The sequence below is a fragment of the Streptomyces sp. MMG1533 genome (assembly GCF_001279775.1).
Lineage (GTDB): Bacteria > Actinomycetota > Actinomycetes > Streptomycetales > Streptomycetaceae > Streptomyces.
The window spans coordinates 58,565-74,588 of sequence record NZ_LGDG01000242.1; the positions used below are offsets into that span (position 1 = coordinate 58,565).

Sequence of the window (16,024 nt, forward strand, 5' to 3'; positions counted from 1 at the left end):
GCCGGGGCCGGGGCCGGGACGGCCCGGGCTCGGATGCCCGACGTCCGGGTCACGGACGTCCGCGCTGCCCCCGCAGGTGCTCCGCGATGGGCTTCAGGGACTTGTCGAGTTCCACCAGGGCGTCGGGGGACAGCAGATCGATGAAGTGCCGCCGCACCGACGCCACATGATGTGGCGCGACCTTCTTCATCGTCTCCATGCCGTGCTCGGTGAGGACCGCGTACAGACCGCGACGGTCCGACTCGCAGTTCTCGCGCCGCACGAGGTCCGCGGTCTCCATGCGGGTGATCTGGTGGGAGAGGCGGCTCTTGGACTGGAGGGTGGCGGACGCGAGGTCGCTCATCCGCATCCGTACGCCCTCCGACTCGGAGAGATTGACCAGGATCTCGTAGTCGTTCATTGTCAGGCCGAACGGCTGCAGGTCCCTTTCGAGCTGGTACGTCAACAGCCTGTTGACCTCCAGGTGGGTGCGCCAGGCGCACTGCTCCGCATCGGTCAGCCAGCGCGTGGCCGTCTCGGTCTCCATGAATGAAGTCTACCTAAAAGGTTGAAAGGCGAACTAGTGAGGGTGGTGTGACGACGGCGCGCACACGTTCGACGTCACACTCCGCAGACTACCGCTCACAGCCCGAAGCGACGCTGGAGGTCCCCCAGCTGTCCGGGAAGGCGCGGTGCGCCGGCTTGCTGTGCGGGACCTGTGGGAGCCCCGCCGCCACCGGGCACCCCGGCCTGCTGCGGAACCATCCCCGTGGCCTGCTCCGCCATCAGCGCCTCCGACGACTGGAGCAGGACCGTGCCGGCCCCGACGAACTCGAACTGGTGCTCCTCCCCGGAGGCCCCGCCGAGGCCCGTCATCGCACGTAGACCGCCCATCAGGCCGGTCATGTACCCGTGGTCGTAGTGATGACACGGAGAGGGGCAGTCGGCCCAGCCGACGAGCGCCTGCGGGTCCACCCGGATCGGGGGTTCCATGAACACCACCGGACCGTTAGAGGCCGCCACGAACTTTCCGGTTCCGATGAGTGTCAGGAAACCCGGCACGATTGATTGCTTGAGGGCGAGACTTGGCTGAAAAGCGAGCAAGTTGCCCGAGCGAATGGTCAGGTTGCCGTTCTCCAGGTCGTAGGAGTTCACGTCGAAGGCCCGGTCGGCGAGGAGCATCTTGCCCGAGCCCTCCGCCACGACCCAGTCGCTCGCGTGCAGAGGCGAATGGAAGGACGTACGGACAAGTCGGTCCAGCCGGCCGTGTCCGATGCCGTTGAACTCCATCGAGCCGTAGTAGGCGATCATCTTCCCCTTCTGCAGGAACCACTGGCTCCCCTTGAGCTCCACGCAGAAGGTGTAGTTGTTGACGTTGTCGTCGGACGGCAGCGTCATCGGGTCGTAGACCGTCGGGCCGCCGCCCGGAGCCCCGTACATGCTCACAGCTTCTCCTCCGAGGCCTGGACGTACACCGCGCCGTTGCCGCTGAGCTCCAGTTGGAACGCCTCTCCGGAACCGCGGCCCACCATGTCCCGCCAGCCCAGCGCGGTGGACAGCTTGTTGCGTACGTCGCCGTGGTGGGCGACGTACGCCTGCGGGTCGACATGGACCGGGCGCTGCGGGGTGATCGGGACCTCGATGACCCCGCCGTGCGCCATGACCGCCACCGAGCCGTGCCCGCGGAGGGTGGTCGTGAACAGCCCCTGGCCGGTGACCTGGCCGCGGACCATGCCCATGACGCCGCCCTGGGAGCCCATGAACATCGTGCCCTGCTCCAGCGTGCCCTCGAAGGCGAGCAGCCGGTCCGCTTCCACGAACAGGGTGTCGCCGGTGAGGTTGATGACCTGGACGTGGTGGCCGCCGTGCCCGAACAGCACGGTGCCGCTGCCCTCGACGGACATCAGGGGGGCGGCCTCGCCCGCCGCCCGGCGGCCGATCATCGACATGACCCCGCCCTGGCCGCCCTGCATGTTGGGCGTGAAGGACACCTCGCCCTTGTAGGCGAGCATCGCCCCGCGCTGACTGAACAGCCGCTGCCCGGGCAGCACGGTCGCCTCGACCATCTTCGAGTTGATCTCAACGAAGGCCATGTCACACATCCCCCGCGATCGTGTTCCGCTCGCTCGGCTGGACGTAGACCAGGCCGTCGCCCTCGAAGCGGATCTGGAAGGCCTCGCCGCCGCCCTCGCCCATGAACGTGCGGAACGTCACACCGGACTGGAAGGACTGCTGGAGGTTTCCCTGGTGCGCGATGTAGGCGCCCGGGTCGACGGTCAGCGGGTACTGCGCGCTGACCCGCAGCACGACCGCCGGCCCGTCCGACATGATCGCGGCCTGACCGTGGCCCTCGATCGTCGTCGTGAACAGTCCGTTGCCCTGTGTGGCCCCGCGCATGCCCGTGAACGACGTGCCGGTCCGCAGGCCCGAGTCGGTCGCGAGCAGATTGCTCGACTCCACGTACAGCTTGTCGCCCTGGAGGGCGACGAGGTTGATTTCCGAGGCCCGGTCCGCGAACCAGCACGTCCCGTGCCCCTTCACCTCCATCAGTGTCATCTGCTCGCCGGTGATCCGCCGGGTCACCATTCCCCGGATGCCCTCACCGCCGCCGCTGAGCTTCTTGAAGTCCATCTGTCCGTCGTACGCGACCATCGAGCCGTTCTTCGCCTTCACGGCGTCCCCGGTCATGTCGACGGCCAGCACCTTGCTGCCTTGAAGTCGGAACATCGCCACGCTGCGAAGGTAGCCGTCGGGAGCCTTTGCCAACAGAGCCTGAGGGTGGAGCGGGACCCTGATCGAACCCCTAAGGGCCCGCAAGGGTCCGGTCGCTCGCCCCAGGGAGTCGGATGACGGCCTTCCCCGCGGTCAGGTCGGCCGCGGACCGGGGCGGCACCGCGTCCTCCTCGTCGTCCCGCATCGGCCCCTGATCGACGAAGGCCGACGCGGTCCGCCGAGGTCCGGAGGCAGCACCACTCCGCCTCGGCAGGGTCATGAAGAATGCGAGCGGTACGCGCTCTCCCCGGCCGACGGCACCGGCTTCCACCCCCCGCCCGTGCGCCGCACAGTCGTTTGCCACAATGGGCGAACGTTTGTGCTCGCATTCACAAACCGTCCGACGTCTCTCCCACCGAAGGTGACCCGTGGACATCAAGACCGCCAGCGCCCTCCGCCGCCTCCGCCTGGTCTCGGCTCCCGAGGCGATCTCCTTCCTTCTTCTCCTCGTCTGCTCGGTGCTGAAGCGGACCACGGACTTCAACGCGGTCCCCGTGATGGGGATGATCCACGGCGTCCTCTTCGTCCTGTACGTGATCTTCTGGGCCGACGCCTGGAACCGTACGAAGTGGCCCCTGAAGACCGCCGCGCTCTACTTCGTCCTCTCCGTGCTGCCCACCGGCGGCTTCTTCGCCGAGCGCAAGCTCAGGCGCGAGGCCGAGGACGCGGTCATCGCCTCCCGGGCCCGCCAGGAAAAGGCCGTGAAGGCATGATCGTCGCCTTCTCCGTGACGCCGCTCGGCGTCGGCGAGGACGTGGGGGAGTACGTCGCCGACGCCGTCCGTGTGGTCCGGGAGTCGGGCCTGCCCCACCGCACCGACGCGATGTTCACGTCGATCGAGGGCGAGTGGGACGAGGTCATGGACGTCGTGAAGCGGGCGGTCGCGGCGGTGGAGCGGCGGGCGCCGCGGGTGTCACTGGTGCTCAAGGCGGACATCCGCCCCGGAGTGACGGACGGTCTCACCTCCAAGGTGGAGACGGTGGAGCGGTATCTCTCCGAGTAGCCCTGCGGTAGGAGCAACCCCGGTCCCGCGCGGACCGGGGTTTTCTTGCGCCTCCTGTTTGAGCGATCGCTCAAAGAGTTGTATCTTCCTCCCCAGGAAGTTTGAGCAGTCGCTCAAACAGTGAGCTCACCTGGGGGATTCACATGGGGCTCTACATAGAGGCACGCATCCGTGCCGACCTCGACGACCTCTGGACCCGCACACAGGAGCCGTCCCGGCACCGACGCTGGGACCTGCGCTTCAGCGAGATCGACTACCTTCCGCGCGCGGAGGGCGAGCCGCAGCGCTTCCGGTACGCCACGCGGATCCTGCCCGGCCTCACCGTGGCCGGCACCGGAGTCTCCGCGGGCGAACGGGAGCGCCCCGACGGCACCCGCACCTCCGTACTCCGCTTCGCCTCCCCGCACCCCCTCTCCCTCCTGGCCGAGGGCAGCGGCTACTGGCGGTACGTCCCCGACGGCGACGGAGTCCGCTTCCTCACCGGCTACGACTACCGCCCCCGCTGGGGCGCCTTCGGCGCACTGGCCGACCGCCTCGTCCTCCGCCCCTTGATGGGCTGGGCGACGGCCTGGTCCTTCGACCGCCTCCGCCTGTGGCTGGAGCGCGGCATCACCCCGGAACGAGCACTGCGGAACTGGCTGGCCGAGCTCCTGATCCGCGCCCTCGTCATCGCCGTGGCCTGCACCGGCCTCGGCCTGGAACAGTTCCTGCGCCTCTTCGGCCCGCTGGCGGCATCGATGGCGTACGTCTGGCCCCTGTTCCTCGCCGTCGCCATCTCGCTGGCCGTGTTCAAAGCGCCCCTGTCCTGCACCCCCGCCGCCCGCCGCTGCCTGCGCCAGCCCCCCACACGCGTCCGCGCCCCCCGCGTCCTGCGCACCCTGGAGAACCCGCGATGACCTCGATCTTCCGCACGGTGATGGGCGCCGACTTCGACCGCCTGCACCCCCAGCTGCAGCGGCGCTTCTCCGTCGGCCTGACGAGCGGCGAGGCCTGCACCGGCCGGGGCGTGATGGACCGCATCTGGCACGGCGGAGCCTTCGTGAAGCCGTTCCTGGCCCTCGGCACCACCCGCAACATCCTGGTCCCGCGTGCCGGCCGGCACGTCCCCTTCACCATCGAGAACGTGCCGTACACGGACACCTACGGCCGTGAGACGGTGACCTTCGTGCGCACCTTCCATCTGCCCGGCCGCGCCCGGCGCTTCGACGCCCAGATGGTGCTGGGCCCCAAGGGCGACCGCGTCCTCGACTATCTGGGAACCCACCAGCATCTGGCGAGCGACCTCCACTTCGGCGCCGAGCCCGACGGGTCGCTCCTCATCCGCTCCGGCGAACACCGGTTCCGGGAGGGCGTGGTGGACGTGCGCGTCCCCGGACTGGTCGGCGCGACGGCCGAGGTGCGCGAGTCCTACGACGACGAGAGGGGCCGCTTCCGCATCCGGGTCCGTGTCGTCAACGACTACTTCGGCCCGCTGTTCGGCTACGAGGGTTCCTTCAAGGCCACGTACACCGACATCACGACCTGCGGTGTGCGTCCCGGCCTCCGCCCGGTCCGCGAGGAGCGGCGCGCATGAGCCCGGAGACGGCGAAGTCCCTGGAGACCAAGACCAAACTCCTGGACGGCGCGCTGCGGACGCTCACCGAGCAGGGCATCGCGAAGACGTCCGCCCGTACGATCGCGGCGACGGCCGGGGTCAACCAGGCGCTGGTCTTCTACCACTTCGGCTCTGTGGACGAACTCCTCGCTGCTGCCTGCCGGTACGGCGCGGAGCGGACGGTGTCGCGTTACCGCGCCCGCTTCGACGCCGTGACGTCCCTGTCGGAACTCCTCGTCCTGGGACGGGAGATCCACGAGCAGGAACGGGCCGGAGGGCATGTCGCGCTGCTCGGTCAGCTGCTCGCGGGCGCACAGACGCACGAGAGTCTCGGGCCCGCCACCGCGGCGGGGCTCGAACTGTGGGTCGTGGAGATCGAGAAGGTCCTGACCCGGGTGCTCGCGGCGACACCGCTGGGGGAGTTCGCCGATCCGGCGGGGCTGGCGCGGGCGGTCGCGGCGTCGTTCGTGGGGATCGAGCTGTACGAAGGGGTGGACGCGACCGGCGCCGCCGCGGCACTGGACGCGCTGGAGCAACTCGGCTTCCTCGTGGGCGCGTTGGAGGAGCTCGGCCCGGTCGCCCAGCGGGCGGTGCGGCATCATCTGCGCCGGACCGGGCGGCGTTGACGGGTCCGGGTCCTACCCGGCGTCCAACGGCCGCTCGAAGAAGGTCTCCAGAACCACCGTCGCCTGCGTCCCGCTGACCCCGTCGATCGCGTACAGGCGGCGCAGCACGTCCTGGAGCCGTTCGGTGGTCGCGGTGCGCACCTTCACCAGGACGGCCGCGCTGCCCGCGATGACGTGCGCCTCCTGGATCTCCGGTACGGCGGCGAAGTCCTCGGCCCGGTCGCCCATCCACGCCGTCGAGTCGACCAGAACGAAGGCGAGGACCCCGCGGTCGAGCGCCGCGGGGTCGACGTCGACCGTCGTGGCCCGGACGATGCCCTGTTCACGCAGCTTGCGCACGCGCTCGTGCGCGGCACCCGCCGACAGGCCGACCGCCTTGCCGAGTGCGGCGTACGACTGGGTGGCGTCCCGCTGGAGGAGTGCGATCAGTCGACGGTCGATGTCATCCACTGGCTTCATGTGAAAACCATATATGGTTCGGTCGCGTGCCTGTTATGTTGAATGGCATCCTGCACTCAGCCCTCCTGAGAGGACGTCATGCCCGCCGACAGCCCGTACGAGATCCTGGACGACCGCTTCCGCACCGGACGCTGTGCGAACGGCGACAGCAGGCTGGAGGTCCTGTACGACGGCTGTCGCTGGGCCGAGGGCCCGCTGTACCTCCCCGCCTGGCGCCAGCTGATCTGGAGCGACATCCCGAACGACCGCATCCTGCGCTGGGACGAGGCCACCGGCGCGGTCGGCGTCTTCCGCACCCCCGCCGGGCACAGCAACGGCAACACCCTCGACCGGCAGGGCCGCCTGGTCACCTGCGAGCAGGGCAACCGCCGTGTCACCCGCACCGAGCCCGACGGCTCCGTGACCGTCCTCGCCGACCGCTACGCCGGCAAGCGGCTCAACAGCCCGAACGACTCCGTCGTGCGCTCCGACGGCACGATCTGGTTCTCCGACCCGGACTTCGGCATCACCAGCGACTACGAGGGCCATCGCGCCGAGTCCGAGATCGGTGCGTGCAACGTGTACCGGATCGACCCGGCGACCGGAGAGGTCCACCTGGCCGCCGACGGGTTCGAGGGGCCCAACGGCGTCATCCTCTCCCCCGACGAGGCGCGGCTGTACGTCTCCGACTCGCGGGCCGCCCGGATCCGCGTGTTCGACATCCACGACGACGGCACGCTCTCGGACGGGAAGGTCTTCGCCGAGGGCCGTGGCGACGTGCACTTCGACAACATCCGCTTCGACGACGAGGGCCGCCTGTGGGCCGCCGCCCTGGACGACGGCGTCCACTGCTACGACCCCGACGGCGCCCTCATCGGCCGGCTGCGCGTGCCCGAGTCCGTCTCCAACGTCGCCTTCGGCGGACCGAAGAACAACCGCCTGTTCATCACTGCCACGACCTCCCTGTACTCGCTGGTCATGTCGGTGACGGGAGCACCGCGCCTCTAGAGGTCGTGTTGCGAAAGTCCCGCCTGCCCCGCGACGCCCGGCACGCTCCCCCAGAGGGGGCACCCCCACTCGCCGCACCGGCCGAAAGCCCAAGTACGTCCAGTACGACCGGCAGGCACACCGAGAGCACGCACCAGACGCCGCAGGGCCCGCCCTCCGGGCGAACGACGGGACTTTCGCAACACGCCCTGGCGCGGGGGAATGCCCCTCGCTCTCGCCGGCACGAGCGAGCCCGGTACGAAGCACAGGCCCGGCCCCTCCCTCAGCCGCCCGCCGCCAGTGCGATCCCCAGCGGGGTGCGCTCGTACAGCACCTGATGGCCGTAGCGTCGCGCGGTCAGCAGACCCGCGTCGCGCAGGACCGTCAGATGCGCCGACACCGACGACGGCGCGAGGCCCAGCCGGTGGGCGAGGGCGGTCGTGGTGGCGGGTTCGTCGAGAGCGGTGAGGACGGCGGACCGGCCGCGGCCGAGCAGCCGTACGAGCGTGTCGGAGGTGCGGTCGGCGGGCTCGGCCCACAGGCCGCCGATGCCCCGGGCCGGGTAGACCAGGGTCGGCTGCCAGGGCGGGTCGAAGCTGCTGACGAGGTCCGGCCAGCTGAAGACGCTCGGCATCAGCACCAGGCCCTGCCCGTCCAGGTTCCGCTCGTGCTCGCCCTTCCACTCGACGGTCAGCGTCCCCTCACTCCAGCCGCAGCGCCGGTTGATCTCCGGCAGCAGCCCGCCCAGGCCGACCTCGGCCAGCCGGCGCGAGTGGAAGGCCACGTCCGCCTCCAGCAGGGCGCGCAGCCGCGGCCAGTCCGGCTCGACGAGGGTGTGCCACACCTCCTCCATGACCTCGGACAGTTCCCGGATCATCTGTTCCGGGTTCGCCATCCAGGCCCGGCCCCGCGGCGATTCGAGCGCGCCGGGGGTGTCCGCGAGCGAGCGGGCCGTGTCCTCGCGGGCCGCCTCCGGGTCGGCGGCACGGACCGCGGCGAGCTCCTCCTCGAAACCGGTCACCGGGCCGGTCGGCGGCGGGCACAGCCAGTCGGGGGAGTGGCCGCGCCGGGGCATCAGCAGCCACAGCGGGGCGAGGTCGAGCCCGGCGGCCGCCGTACGGATCAGGCGCAGCCAGTGCGCGTGATAGCCGTGCCGGTCGGGCCGCTTGAGCGTGCGCACCACCTCCTGCGTCTCCCACAGCGGCGACACGGCGAACCGGCACCGGAGGAAGTCGTCCTCCCCGAAACGCAGTCGCGACGGCACGGCCACCCCTGAAGAAGATTCGGCTGGAGCCGAAACTCTAGGGTGCCCGGCCCGGCGCGAGCACGCTGCCTCTCATGCCAGAAGAGACCGAGGCCCTCGCAACCCTGCCCGCCGCACCCCGCCCCACCGGCTACGCCCGCCTCTTCACCGTCCGCGAGTTCCGCGCGGTCTTCGCCGCCCACGCGCTCTCCCTGCTCGGCGTGATCGTCAGCGAGGTCGCGCTGTCCGTCCTCGTCTACGACCTCACCGGCTCGCCCCTGATGAGCGCGCTGACCTTCGCGCTGGGCTTCCTGCCGTACCTGGTCGGCGGGACCCTGCTCGCGTCAGTCGCCGACCGCTTCCCGGCCCGGCGCGTGCTGGTGGTGTGCGACCTGGTGTGCGCGGGGTGCGTGGCGCTGATGGTGACGCCGGGCGCCCCCATCGCCGTACTGCTCGCCATGCGCTGCTGCGTCGCGGTCGTCTCGCCGGTGTTCCAGGGGACCCGGATGGCCACGCTCGCCGAGATCCTGGGCGACGGCGACCTGTTCGTGCTCGGTCGCTCCCTGCTGCGGATCGTCTCGCAGAGCGCGCTGCTGGTCGGATTCGGGCTCGGCGGCCTGCTGCTCACCGTCGTCTCCCCGCGCCACGCCCTGCTGATCACCGTGGGCACCTTCTGCGCCTCGGCCGCGCTGCTCCGCTTCGGCACCCGGCGCCGCCCCGCCCGGGCCGGAAACGGGAGCGCACTGGTCAAGGACTCCCTGAAGGGGGCCCGGCAGGTGCTCGCCGACCGGCGGGTGCGGGTGCTGCTCCTGATGTTCTGGCTGCCGCCGATGTTCTCCGTCGCGCCCGAGGCGCTGGCCGCTCCGTACGCCGACGATCTGGGCGTCGGCTCCGTGGGCCTCGGCCTGCTGATGTGCGCGCTGCCGGTCGGCGCGATCGCCGGAGAGCTGTACGCGGGCTCCCGGCTGCGCCCCGCGGCCCGCGAACGGATCGCCCTCCCGCTGGTCTGCTGCACGCTGCTCCCGTACCTCGGCTACGCGCTCCGCCCCGGCCTCGCCGTCTCGCTGCTGCTCCTGGTGGTCTCGGGGGCGGGGGCGGCGTACACGCTGGGCCTGGACCAGTGGTTCGTACGGGCCGTGCCCCGGGAGCTGCGCGGGCGGGCCATGACGCTGCTCACCGCCGGGCTGATGACGATCCAGGGCGTGGGCATGGCACTGGCGGGGGTGGCGGCGGAGTTCGCCGGGGTGGCCGCGACGGTGACGGGAGCGGGAGTGCTGGGGACGGTGTGCTGTGTGCTGCTGGCCCTGGAAGCCCGGCGGACCGAAAGGCGAGACAGGGCTGACCACGATGTGACCGGCCGGTAAGGTCTTTGCCGTGCCGAAGCCCCTCAGTCTCCCCTTCGATCCCATCGCCCGCGCCGACGAACTCTGGAAGCGGCGCTGGGGAAACGTGCCGTCCATGGCCGCGATCACCTCGATCATGCGCGCCCACCAGATCCTGCTCGCCGAGGTCGACGCGGTGGTCAAGCCGTACGGACTGACGTTCGCGCGGTACGAGGCGCTGGTCCTGCTCACCTTCTCCAAGGCCGGCGAGCTCACCATGTCCAAGATCGGCGAGCGGCTCATGGTGCACCCCACCTCCGTGACGAACACCGTGGACCGGCTGGTGAAGTCGGGCCTGGTCGACAGGAAGCCCAACCCCAACGACGGGCGCGGCACGCTCGCCGTCATCACCGACAAGGGGCGCGAGGTGGTCGAGGCGGCGACCCGCGACCTGATGGCGATGGACTTCGGGCTCGGGGTGTACGACGCCGAGGAGTGCGCGGAGATCTTCGCGATGCTGAGGCCGCTGCGGGTGTCGGCGCACGACTTCGACGAGGACTGACCCGGGGCAAGATCGCCCGGAGTGCGTGGTTACGCTCGTACGCATGAAAAAGAGCGTGCTGACCCGCTATCGCGTCATGGCCTACGTCACCGGTGTCCTGCTGGTCCTGCTGACCTTCGGCGTGATCGCCAAGTACCTGCTCGACATGGACGGCGCCGACGGCTTCACCCGTGTCGTGGGCATCGCGCACGGCTGGCTGTACGTCGTCTACCTGGTCTTCGCGTTCGACCTGGGCTCGAAGGCGAAGTGGCCGGTCTCCAAGCAGTTGTGGGTGCTGCTGGCCGGGACGATCCCCACGGCCGCCTTCTTCGTGGAGCGCAAGGTCAGCCGTGAGCTGGAGGGGAAGATCGCCGAGGACTCTCCGGCGGTCGCCAAGGCGTAGTTCCACCGCCGTACGGGTTGCGTACGGCGGTCAGCCATCGACATTTACTAGGACGTCCTAGTAAATTCGAAGCATGGACGCTGACGCCATCGAAGAGGGCCGCCGACGCTGGCAGGCCCGGTACGACGCTTCACGCACGCGCGAGGCGGCCGGGGCTTCGGGGGCGAAGCCCCCAAGGGATTGGACACGCACGACGCTCTCCGGGGACCCCGTGGAGCCGGTGTACGGGCCGCGCCCCGGGGACGCCTACGAGGGCTTCGAGCGGATCGGCTGGCCGGGGGAGTACCCCTTCACCCGCGGCCTGTACGCGACCGGTTACCGGGGGCGTACCTGGACCATCCGGCAGTTCGCCGGGTTCGGGAACGCCGAGCAGACCAACGAGCGCTACAAGATGATCCTCGCCAACGGCGGCGGAGGACTGTCCGTGGCCTTCGACATGCCGACGCTCATGGGCCGCGACTCCGACGACCCGCGTTCGCTCGGCGAGGTCGGGCACTGCGGTGTCGCCATCGACTCGGCGGCGGACATGGAGGTCCTGTTCAAGGACATCCCGCTGAGCGACGTCACCACCTCCATGACGATCTCCGGGCCCGCCGTGCCCGTCTTCTGCATGTACCTCGTCGCCGCCGAACGGCAGGGCGTCGACCCGGCCGTGCTCAACGGCACGCTCCAGACCGACATCTTCAAGGAGTACATCGCCCAGAAGGAGTGGCTCTTCCAGCCCGAGCCGCACCTGCGCCTCATCGGCGACCTGATGGAGTACTGCGCGTCCGGCATCCCCGCCTACAAGCCGCTGTCCGTCTCCGGCTACCACATCCGCGAAGCCGGCTCGACGGCCGCGCAGGAACTGGCGTACACGCTGGCGGACGGATTCGGGTACGTGGAGCTGGGGCTCTCGCGCGGGCTCGACGTCGATGTCTTCGCACCTGGTCTGTCCTTCTTCTTCGACGCGCACCTCGACTTCTTCGAGGAGATCGCCAAGTTCCGCGCGGCGCGCAGGATTTGGGCGCGGTGGATGCGGGACGTGTACGGCGCGCAGAGCGACAAGGCCCAGTGGCTGCGCTTCCACACCCAGACCGCCGGGGTCTCGCTGACCGCCCAGCAGCCGTACAACAACGTGGTGCGGACCGCCGTGGAGGCGCTGGCCGCCGTGCTCGGCGGCACCAACTCGCTGCACACCAACGCGCTGGACGAGACGCTGGCGTTGCCGAGCGAGCAGGCCGCCGAGATCGCCCTGCGCACGCAGCAGGTGCTGATGGAGGAGACCGGGGTCGCCAACGTGGCCGATCCGCTGGGCGGTTCGTGGTACGTCGAGCAGCTGACGGACCGGATCGAGGCGGAGGCCGAGAAGATCTTCGAGCAGATCAAGGAGCGGGGCCTCAGGGCGCACCCGGACGGGCAGCACCCCATCGGGCCGATCACCTCCGGGATCCTGCGCGGCATCGAGGACGGCTGGTTCACCGGCGAGATCGCCGAGTCGGCCTTCCAGTACCAGCGCGCCCTGGAGAAGGGCGACAAGCGGGTCGTGGGGGTGAACGTCCACCACGGATCCGTCACCGGCGACCTGGAGATCCTGCGCGTCAGCCACGAGGTGGAGCGGGAGCAGGTACGGGAGCTGGGGGCACGGAAGGCCGCCCGGGACGAGGCCGGTGTGCGGGCCGCCCTGGATGCGATGCTCGCGGCCGCGCGGGACGGCTCCAACATGATCGGGCCGATGCTGGACGCCGTACGGGCCGAGGCGACGCTGGGTGAGATCTGCGGGGTGCTGCGGGACGAGTGGGGGGTCTACACGGAGCCCGCCGGGTTCTGACGCTACGCGGCGCTGCCGAGACCCAGGAGCAGCATCCTCGTGAAGCTGCGCACCCACTCCTCGTCCGCAGGCTCCGCGCTCACCAGGGTGCGGTGGACCACCGCGCCCGCGACGATGTCGAAGATCAGGTCCACCGTGCGGGCGGCTTCCTCCGGGTTCGGCTCCGGGGGGAGTTCGCCGCGCGCCTGCGCCCGTGACCGGCCCTCCAGGACCAACCGCTTCTGGCGCTCCACGATCGACGCCCGGATGCGTTCGCGCAGTGCGTCGTCCCGTATCGACTCCGCGACCACCGCCATCAGGCCGCTCTTCGCCTCCGGCCGGGCGAGGATCGCCGCGAACTGCAGGACCACGCCCTCGATGTCGGCGGCGAGGGTGCCGCGGTCGGGGAGCTCCAGCTCGTCGAAGAGTTCCGCCACCGCGTCGACGACGAGTTCGTTCTTGCCGGCCCACCGGCGGTAGAGGGTCGTCTTCGCCACCCCGGCCCTGGTCGCCACGTCTCCCAGGGTGAGTTTCGACCAGCCGAGCTCGACCAGGGCCTCCCGCGTCGCGGCCAGGATCGCGGCGTCCGCGGCGGCGCTGCGCGGACGCCCGGTGCGGCTGGCGGGGGTGCGGCTCTGCATCCAACGACCATAACCGGCCGTTCCTGTGTCCCAGTGAGGGAGATCACCGGATGCCGCTGTTCCGGAGGCACTCGGTGCCATTACGCTACGACTCGTAGCGAAAGCTCGTGACGGACGTACACGAGCGACGCACACGCACGGCGTGGGGTGGGGACCCGGCGCCGAACACCCGAAGGCATGACCGGCTTTCACCACGCTTTTCACATGGGCGCGCGAACGGGGGAGGATGTACGCATGCAGCCACGGAACATGTCCATGAGCGGAGTCGTAGACCTCGCCGCGGTGAAAGCGGCCCAGGAGGCCAAGGCCAAGGCGGAGCAGGCGCGGGCCGAAGCCGCCCGGCAGGGCGGCGGCGCCGGTGGCGCCTCGCCGGCCGATCTCGTCATCGACGTCGATGAAGCAGGGTTCGAGCGGGATGTCCTGCAGCGGTCCGCCGAAGTGCCCGTCGTCATCGACTTCTGGGCCGAGTGGTGCCAGCCCTGCAAGCAGCTGAGCCCCGTCCTGGAGCGGCTCGCCGTCGAGTACAACGGACGCTTCGTCCTCGCCAAGATCGACGTAGACGCCAACCAGATGCTGATGCAGCAGTTCGGGATCCAGGGCATCCCGGCCGTCTTCGCGGTGGTCGCCGGGCAGGCGCTGCCGCTCTTCCAGGGTGCCGCCGGTGAGGCGCAGATCCGGCAGACCCTGGACCAGCTGGTGGAGGTGGCGGAGCAGCGTTTCGGGCTCACCGGTCTGACCGTCGACCCCGACGCCGCGCCGGGTGCCGTCGCGGAGGCCGCTCCCGCCATGCCCGCGGGGCCGTACGACGCGCTCCTCGAAGCCGCCGTACACGCCCTGGACGCGGGGGACTTCGGCGGTGCGGTCCAGGCGTACAAGAACGTACTGAGCGACGACCCGGGCAACAGCGAGGCCAAACTGGGCCTGGCCCAGGCCGAGTTGCTCCATCGCGTGCAGGGGATGGACCCGCAGCAGGTGCGCAAGGACGCGGCCGACAAGCCTGCCGACGCCGAGGCGCAGATCGCCGCCGCCGACCTGGATCTGGTGGGCGGGCACGTGGAGGACGCGTTCGGGCGGCTGATCGAGACCGTGCAGCGCACTGTGGGTGACGACCGGGATGCCGTACGTCTTCGGCTGCTGGAGCTGTTCGAGGTCGTCGGCGGCGACGATCCGCGGGTGGCGGCGGCGCGCAGGGCGCTGGCGCGCGCCCTGTTCTGACCGGGGCGGGAGGCCGGTTCTGACCAGTCCCTAAACGTCACGGCATGTGATGCCCGAGTGAAAGATTGGCCGACACGAGGCCAGTGCGGCCGCGCTTTACCAAATCTTGGTAATCGCGGCCGCTGTTACTTGGAGTAAGTCCGGGCCGTTGATCTGTCGGAATCTGTCCAACGATCAATGGTTTTGTCCGACCACCATCTGACACCCAGCGTTGTCGACCGAGACCCGCGGGTCGTTGTTCGGTTATCCGGCCGTTACTAGCGAGTAACGAACCCCCTTGTGTCGGCGGCGAGAATGCACCACGATCGGCGACGCTCGGTCCATTCCCGTACCCCGACAGCCGGTTGGGTCGACGGGAACCCAGGGTCCCCACCGAGTAGGGCCGACGGCAGTGGAGTCGGCTCTTGGGCAGGGGGGTCTTCGCCGTCTCGGCGAAGCCTGTCCAGCAAGGTTGTGCGTGATGCGTGTCAGGCGCGACCAGTGGTTGTCGCTCGGGGGTGATCGCCGGTGATTCGGGTGCGGTTCGCGCCTCCGAGCGCGGGCGCTCCCCTTCCCGAGGACGTAGCACTTCTCCCATCCCTGCCCGGCTGAGCCGTCTCATCGACAGGGGCAGTCAGGGCCAGGAGATGTACGTCCGAGAAGGAGGAAATATGGAGTCCCAGGTGCGTGGCGGGACCAGATGGAAGCGGTTCGCTGTGGTCATGGTGCCCAGCGTCGCCGCGGCCGCGGCTGTGGGTGTCGGGCTTGCGCAGGGTGCGCTGGCCGCGTCGTTCAGCGTGTCCGGCCAGGAATTCAAGGTGTCGGCGGGACATCTGCACGGTGAGGGCTTCGCCCAGTACGGCGGTATCGACACCGGTTACACGTCGACCGATGGCAAGACCAAGACGGTTCGCCCCGTCGCGATCTCGTCGTTCCAGACCGCCGAGATCACCAAGATGTGCCAGTCGGTCAAGACGGAGATCCCCCTCATAGGGAAGACGATCTACCTCCGTCTCGACGCCGGGCCGGACGCAGATCACAAGGTCGAGGCCAAGAACCTCTACATCGACGTCGCCCAGCTCGACGCCGACGCGACGTTCAACAACATCGACATCGGTGTTGCGGTCCAGGACCAGACCAAGGGCCCTGCCGTCAAGAAGGGCGACAACGTCCTGCCTGGCGGCTTCGCCCAGCAGGCCGACTCTGCCGACCTGACGAAGGTCGAGCAGACGGCGTGGGCGACCACTGCCGGCACCTTCAAGCTCAGCGGCCTGAAGATGCGTCTCGGTACCGACTCCAAGATGGAGTGCTTCTGACGGCTTCGGCCGCAGGGGCGTCCTTGGACAGCTGAGCTGCCCATGGGGGCGGGGGAGTTCATCGCTTCTCCGCCCCGCACGTCCGGCTCGACGCCTCGCGCCGGGCACTTGAACATACCCAGACTTCCGGCTTCTCCATGCCTACGGCCGAGCCGGTACGTACATCATCCGGACCC

General features: G+C 69.8%; 19 protein-coding genes. 12 read left to right on the plus strand and 7 right to left on the minus strand.

All coding sequences use genetic code 11. The features are described from left to right. Positions 1 to 49 precede the first annotated feature (49 nt). The 4 genes from ADK57_RS32700 to ADK57_RS32715 form a co-directional block, all read right to left on the minus strand. On the minus strand, positions 50 to 526 hold the full coding sequence (locus ADK57_RS32700) for a MarR family winged helix-turn-helix transcriptional regulator (RefSeq protein ID WP_053753263.1): 477 nt from the start codon (positions 524 to 526) through the stop codon (positions 50 to 52). 95 nt (positions 527 to 621) lie between these two features. Next, on the minus strand, positions 622 to 1,419 hold the full coding sequence (locus ADK57_RS32705; protein ID WP_053753264.1) for an AIM24 family protein: 798 nt from the start codon (positions 1,417 to 1,419) through the stop codon (positions 622 to 624). A 2-nt stretch (positions 1,420 to 1,421) separates the two neighbouring features. Next, a complete protein-coding gene (locus ADK57_RS32710; protein ID WP_053753265.1) occupies positions 1,422 to 2,072 on the minus strand; it encodes an AIM24 family protein in 651 nt (216 codons plus the stop codon). A 1-nt stretch (position 2,073) separates the two neighbouring features. Beyond that, complete coding sequence (locus ADK57_RS32715) at positions 2,074 to 2,706, minus strand: AIM24 family protein (RefSeq protein ID WP_053753266.1); 633 nt, start codon at positions 2,704 to 2,706, stop codon at positions 2,074 to 2,076. A gap of 413 nt (positions 2,707 to 3,119) precedes the next feature. Here ADK57_RS32715 and ADK57_RS32725 point away from each other — a divergent pair, with 413 nt between their 5' ends. The 5 genes from ADK57_RS32725 to ADK57_RS32745 all read left to right on the plus strand — a co-directional run bounded on the left by ADK57_RS32725 (position 3,120) and on the right by ADK57_RS32745 (position 5,974). Continuing rightward, positions 3,120 to 3,464 (plus strand): DUF3817 domain-containing protein, encoded by a 345-nt coding sequence (locus ADK57_RS32725; protein ID WP_053753268.1) that lies wholly within the window; start codon positions 3,120 to 3,122, stop codon positions 3,462 to 3,464. Beyond that, on the plus strand, positions 3,461 to 3,754 hold the full coding sequence (locus ADK57_RS32730; protein WP_053753269.1) for an MTH1187 family thiamine-binding protein: 294 nt from the start codon (positions 3,461 to 3,463) through the stop codon (positions 3,752 to 3,754). Before ADK57_RS32725 ends, ADK57_RS32730 begins: the two co-directional genes overlap by 4 nt. A gap of 143 nt (positions 3,755 to 3,897) precedes the next feature. After that, entirely contained in the window at positions 3,898 to 4,650 is a 753-nt protein-coding gene (locus ADK57_RS32735) for a hypothetical protein (protein ID WP_053753270.1), read from the plus strand. After that, on the plus strand, positions 4,647 to 5,327 hold the full coding sequence (locus ADK57_RS32740) for a DUF4166 domain-containing protein (RefSeq protein WP_053753271.1): 681 nt from the start codon (positions 4,647 to 4,649) through the stop codon (positions 5,325 to 5,327). The genes ADK57_RS32735 and ADK57_RS32740 overlap by 4 nt, the downstream gene beginning before the upstream one ends. After that, on the plus strand, positions 5,324 to 5,974 hold the full coding sequence (locus ADK57_RS32745) for a TetR/AcrR family transcriptional regulator (protein ID WP_053753272.1): 651 nt from the start codon (positions 5,324 to 5,326) through the stop codon (positions 5,972 to 5,974). The genes ADK57_RS32740 and ADK57_RS32745 overlap by 4 nt, the downstream gene beginning before the upstream one ends. A gap of 12 nt (positions 5,975 to 5,986) precedes the next feature. On the opposite strand, the gene ADK57_RS32750 is transcribed toward ADK57_RS32745, so the two are convergent. After that, positions 5,987 to 6,424 (minus strand): Lrp/AsnC family transcriptional regulator, encoded by a 438-nt coding sequence (locus ADK57_RS32750; protein ID WP_053753273.1) that lies wholly within the window; start codon positions 6,422 to 6,424, stop codon positions 5,987 to 5,989. 87 nt (positions 6,425 to 6,511) lie between these two features. Between ADK57_RS32750 and ADK57_RS32755 the strand changes: the two genes are divergently transcribed. Next, a complete protein-coding gene (locus ADK57_RS32755) occupies positions 6,512 to 7,420 on the plus strand; it encodes an SMP-30/gluconolactonase/LRE family protein (RefSeq protein WP_053753274.1) in 909 nt (302 codons plus the stop codon). A 262-nt stretch (positions 7,421 to 7,682) separates the two neighbouring features. On the opposite strand, the gene ADK57_RS32760 is transcribed toward ADK57_RS32755, so the two are convergent. Then, the gene (locus tag ADK57_RS32760; RefSeq protein WP_053753297.1) at positions 7,683 to 8,663 is read right to left on the minus strand and encodes an ArsR/SmtB family transcription factor; all 981 of its coding nucleotides are present in this window, start codon (positions 8,661 to 8,663) and stop codon (positions 7,683 to 7,685) included. A 74-nt stretch (positions 8,664 to 8,737) separates the two neighbouring features. Between ADK57_RS32760 and ADK57_RS32765 the strand changes: the two genes are divergently transcribed. From ADK57_RS32765 to ADK57_RS32780, 4 genes are all read left to right on the plus strand, one after another. Further along, positions 8,738 to 10,006, plus strand: coding sequence for an MFS transporter (locus ADK57_RS32765; protein WP_053753275.1), 1,269 nt, complete (start codon positions 8,738 to 8,740; stop codon positions 10,004 to 10,006). Positions 10,007 to 10,016: 10 nt separating this feature from the next. Continuing rightward, positions 10,017 to 10,526 carry a MarR family winged helix-turn-helix transcriptional regulator gene (locus ADK57_RS32770; protein WP_053753276.1) on the plus strand — a complete coding sequence of 170 codons (510 nt, stop codon included), beginning with the start codon at positions 10,017 to 10,019 and terminating at the stop codon, positions 10,524 to 10,526. A 43-nt stretch (positions 10,527 to 10,569) separates the two neighbouring features. Further along, positions 10,570 to 10,908, plus strand: a complete 339-nt coding sequence (locus ADK57_RS32775) for a DUF3817 domain-containing protein (RefSeq protein WP_053753277.1) — start codon at positions 10,570 to 10,572, stop codon at positions 10,906 to 10,908. A gap of 73 nt (positions 10,909 to 10,981) precedes the next feature. Continuing rightward, entirely contained in the window at positions 10,982 to 12,718 is a 1,737-nt protein-coding gene (locus ADK57_RS32780; protein ID WP_053753278.1) for an acyl-CoA mutase large subunit family protein, read from the plus strand. A gap of 2 nt (positions 12,719 to 12,720) precedes the next feature. On the opposite strand, the gene ADK57_RS32785 is transcribed toward ADK57_RS32780, so the two are convergent. Then, on the minus strand, positions 12,721 to 13,338 hold the full coding sequence (locus tag ADK57_RS32785) for a TetR/AcrR family transcriptional regulator (protein ID WP_053753279.1): 618 nt from the start codon (positions 13,336 to 13,338) through the stop codon (positions 12,721 to 12,723). Positions 13,339 to 13,572: 234 nt separating this feature from the next. On the opposite strand from ADK57_RS32785, the gene ADK57_RS32790 reads away from it, so the two are divergent. Next, positions 13,573 to 14,553 (plus strand): tetratricopeptide repeat protein, encoded by a 981-nt coding sequence (locus ADK57_RS32790; protein WP_053753280.1) that lies wholly within the window; start codon positions 13,573 to 13,575, stop codon positions 14,551 to 14,553. 650 nt (positions 14,554 to 15,203) lie between these two features. Next, positions 15,204 to 15,848 carry a DUF6230 family protein gene (locus tag ADK57_RS32795; protein ID WP_053753281.1) on the plus strand — a complete coding sequence of 215 codons (645 nt, stop codon included), beginning with the start codon at positions 15,204 to 15,206 and terminating at the stop codon, positions 15,846 to 15,848. Positions 15,849 to 16,024: the final 176 nt, after the last annotated feature.

Excerpts from the sequence above, each read along its gene's own strand:
- ADK57_RS32700 (WP_053753263.1), bottom strand. The coding sequence starts at position 526 with ATGGAGACCGAGACGGCCACGCGCTGGCTGACCGATGCGGAGCAGTGC.
- ADK57_RS32705 (WP_053753264.1), bottom strand. The coding sequence starts at position 1,419 with ATGTACGGGGCTCCGGGCGGCGGCCCGACGGTCTACGACCCGATGACG.
- ADK57_RS32710 (WP_053753265.1), bottom strand. The coding sequence starts at position 2,072 with ATGGCCTTCGTTGAGATCAACTCGAAGATGGTCGAGGCGACCGTGCTG.
- ADK57_RS32715 (WP_053753266.1), bottom strand. The coding sequence starts at position 2,706 with ATGTTCCGACTTCAAGGCAGCAAGGTGCTGGCCGTCGACATGACCGGG.
- ADK57_RS32730 (WP_053753269.1), top strand. The coding sequence starts at position 3,461 with ATGATCGTCGCCTTCTCCGTGACGCCGCTCGGCGTCGGCGAGGACGTG.
- ADK57_RS32735 (WP_053753270.1), top strand. The coding sequence starts at position 3,898 with ATGGGGCTCTACATAGAGGCACGCATCCGTGCCGACCTCGACGACCTC.
- ADK57_RS32740 (WP_053753271.1), top strand. The coding sequence starts at position 4,647 with ATGACCTCGATCTTCCGCACGGTGATGGGCGCCGACTTCGACCGCCTG.
- ADK57_RS32745 (WP_053753272.1), top strand. The coding sequence starts at position 5,324 with ATGAGCCCGGAGACGGCGAAGTCCCTGGAGACCAAGACCAAACTCCTG.
- ADK57_RS32755 (WP_053753274.1), top strand. The coding sequence starts at position 6,512 with ATGCCCGCCGACAGCCCGTACGAGATCCTGGACGACCGCTTCCGCACC.
- ADK57_RS32765 (WP_053753275.1), top strand. The coding sequence starts at position 8,738 with ATGCCAGAAGAGACCGAGGCCCTCGCAACCCTGCCCGCCGCACCCCGC.
- ADK57_RS32775 (WP_053753277.1), top strand. The coding sequence starts at position 10,570 with ATGAAAAAGAGCGTGCTGACCCGCTATCGCGTCATGGCCTACGTCACC.
- ADK57_RS32780 (WP_053753278.1), top strand. The coding sequence starts at position 10,982 with ATGGACGCTGACGCCATCGAAGAGGGCCGCCGACGCTGGCAGGCCCGG.
- ADK57_RS32785 (WP_053753279.1), bottom strand. The coding sequence starts at position 13,338 with ATGCAGAGCCGCACCCCCGCCAGCCGCACCGGGCGTCCGCGCAGCGCC.
- ADK57_RS32790 (WP_053753280.1), top strand. The coding sequence starts at position 13,573 with ATGCAGCCACGGAACATGTCCATGAGCGGAGTCGTAGACCTCGCCGCG.
- ADK57_RS32795 (WP_053753281.1), top strand. The coding sequence starts at position 15,204 with ATGGAGTCCCAGGTGCGTGGCGGGACCAGATGGAAGCGGTTCGCTGTG.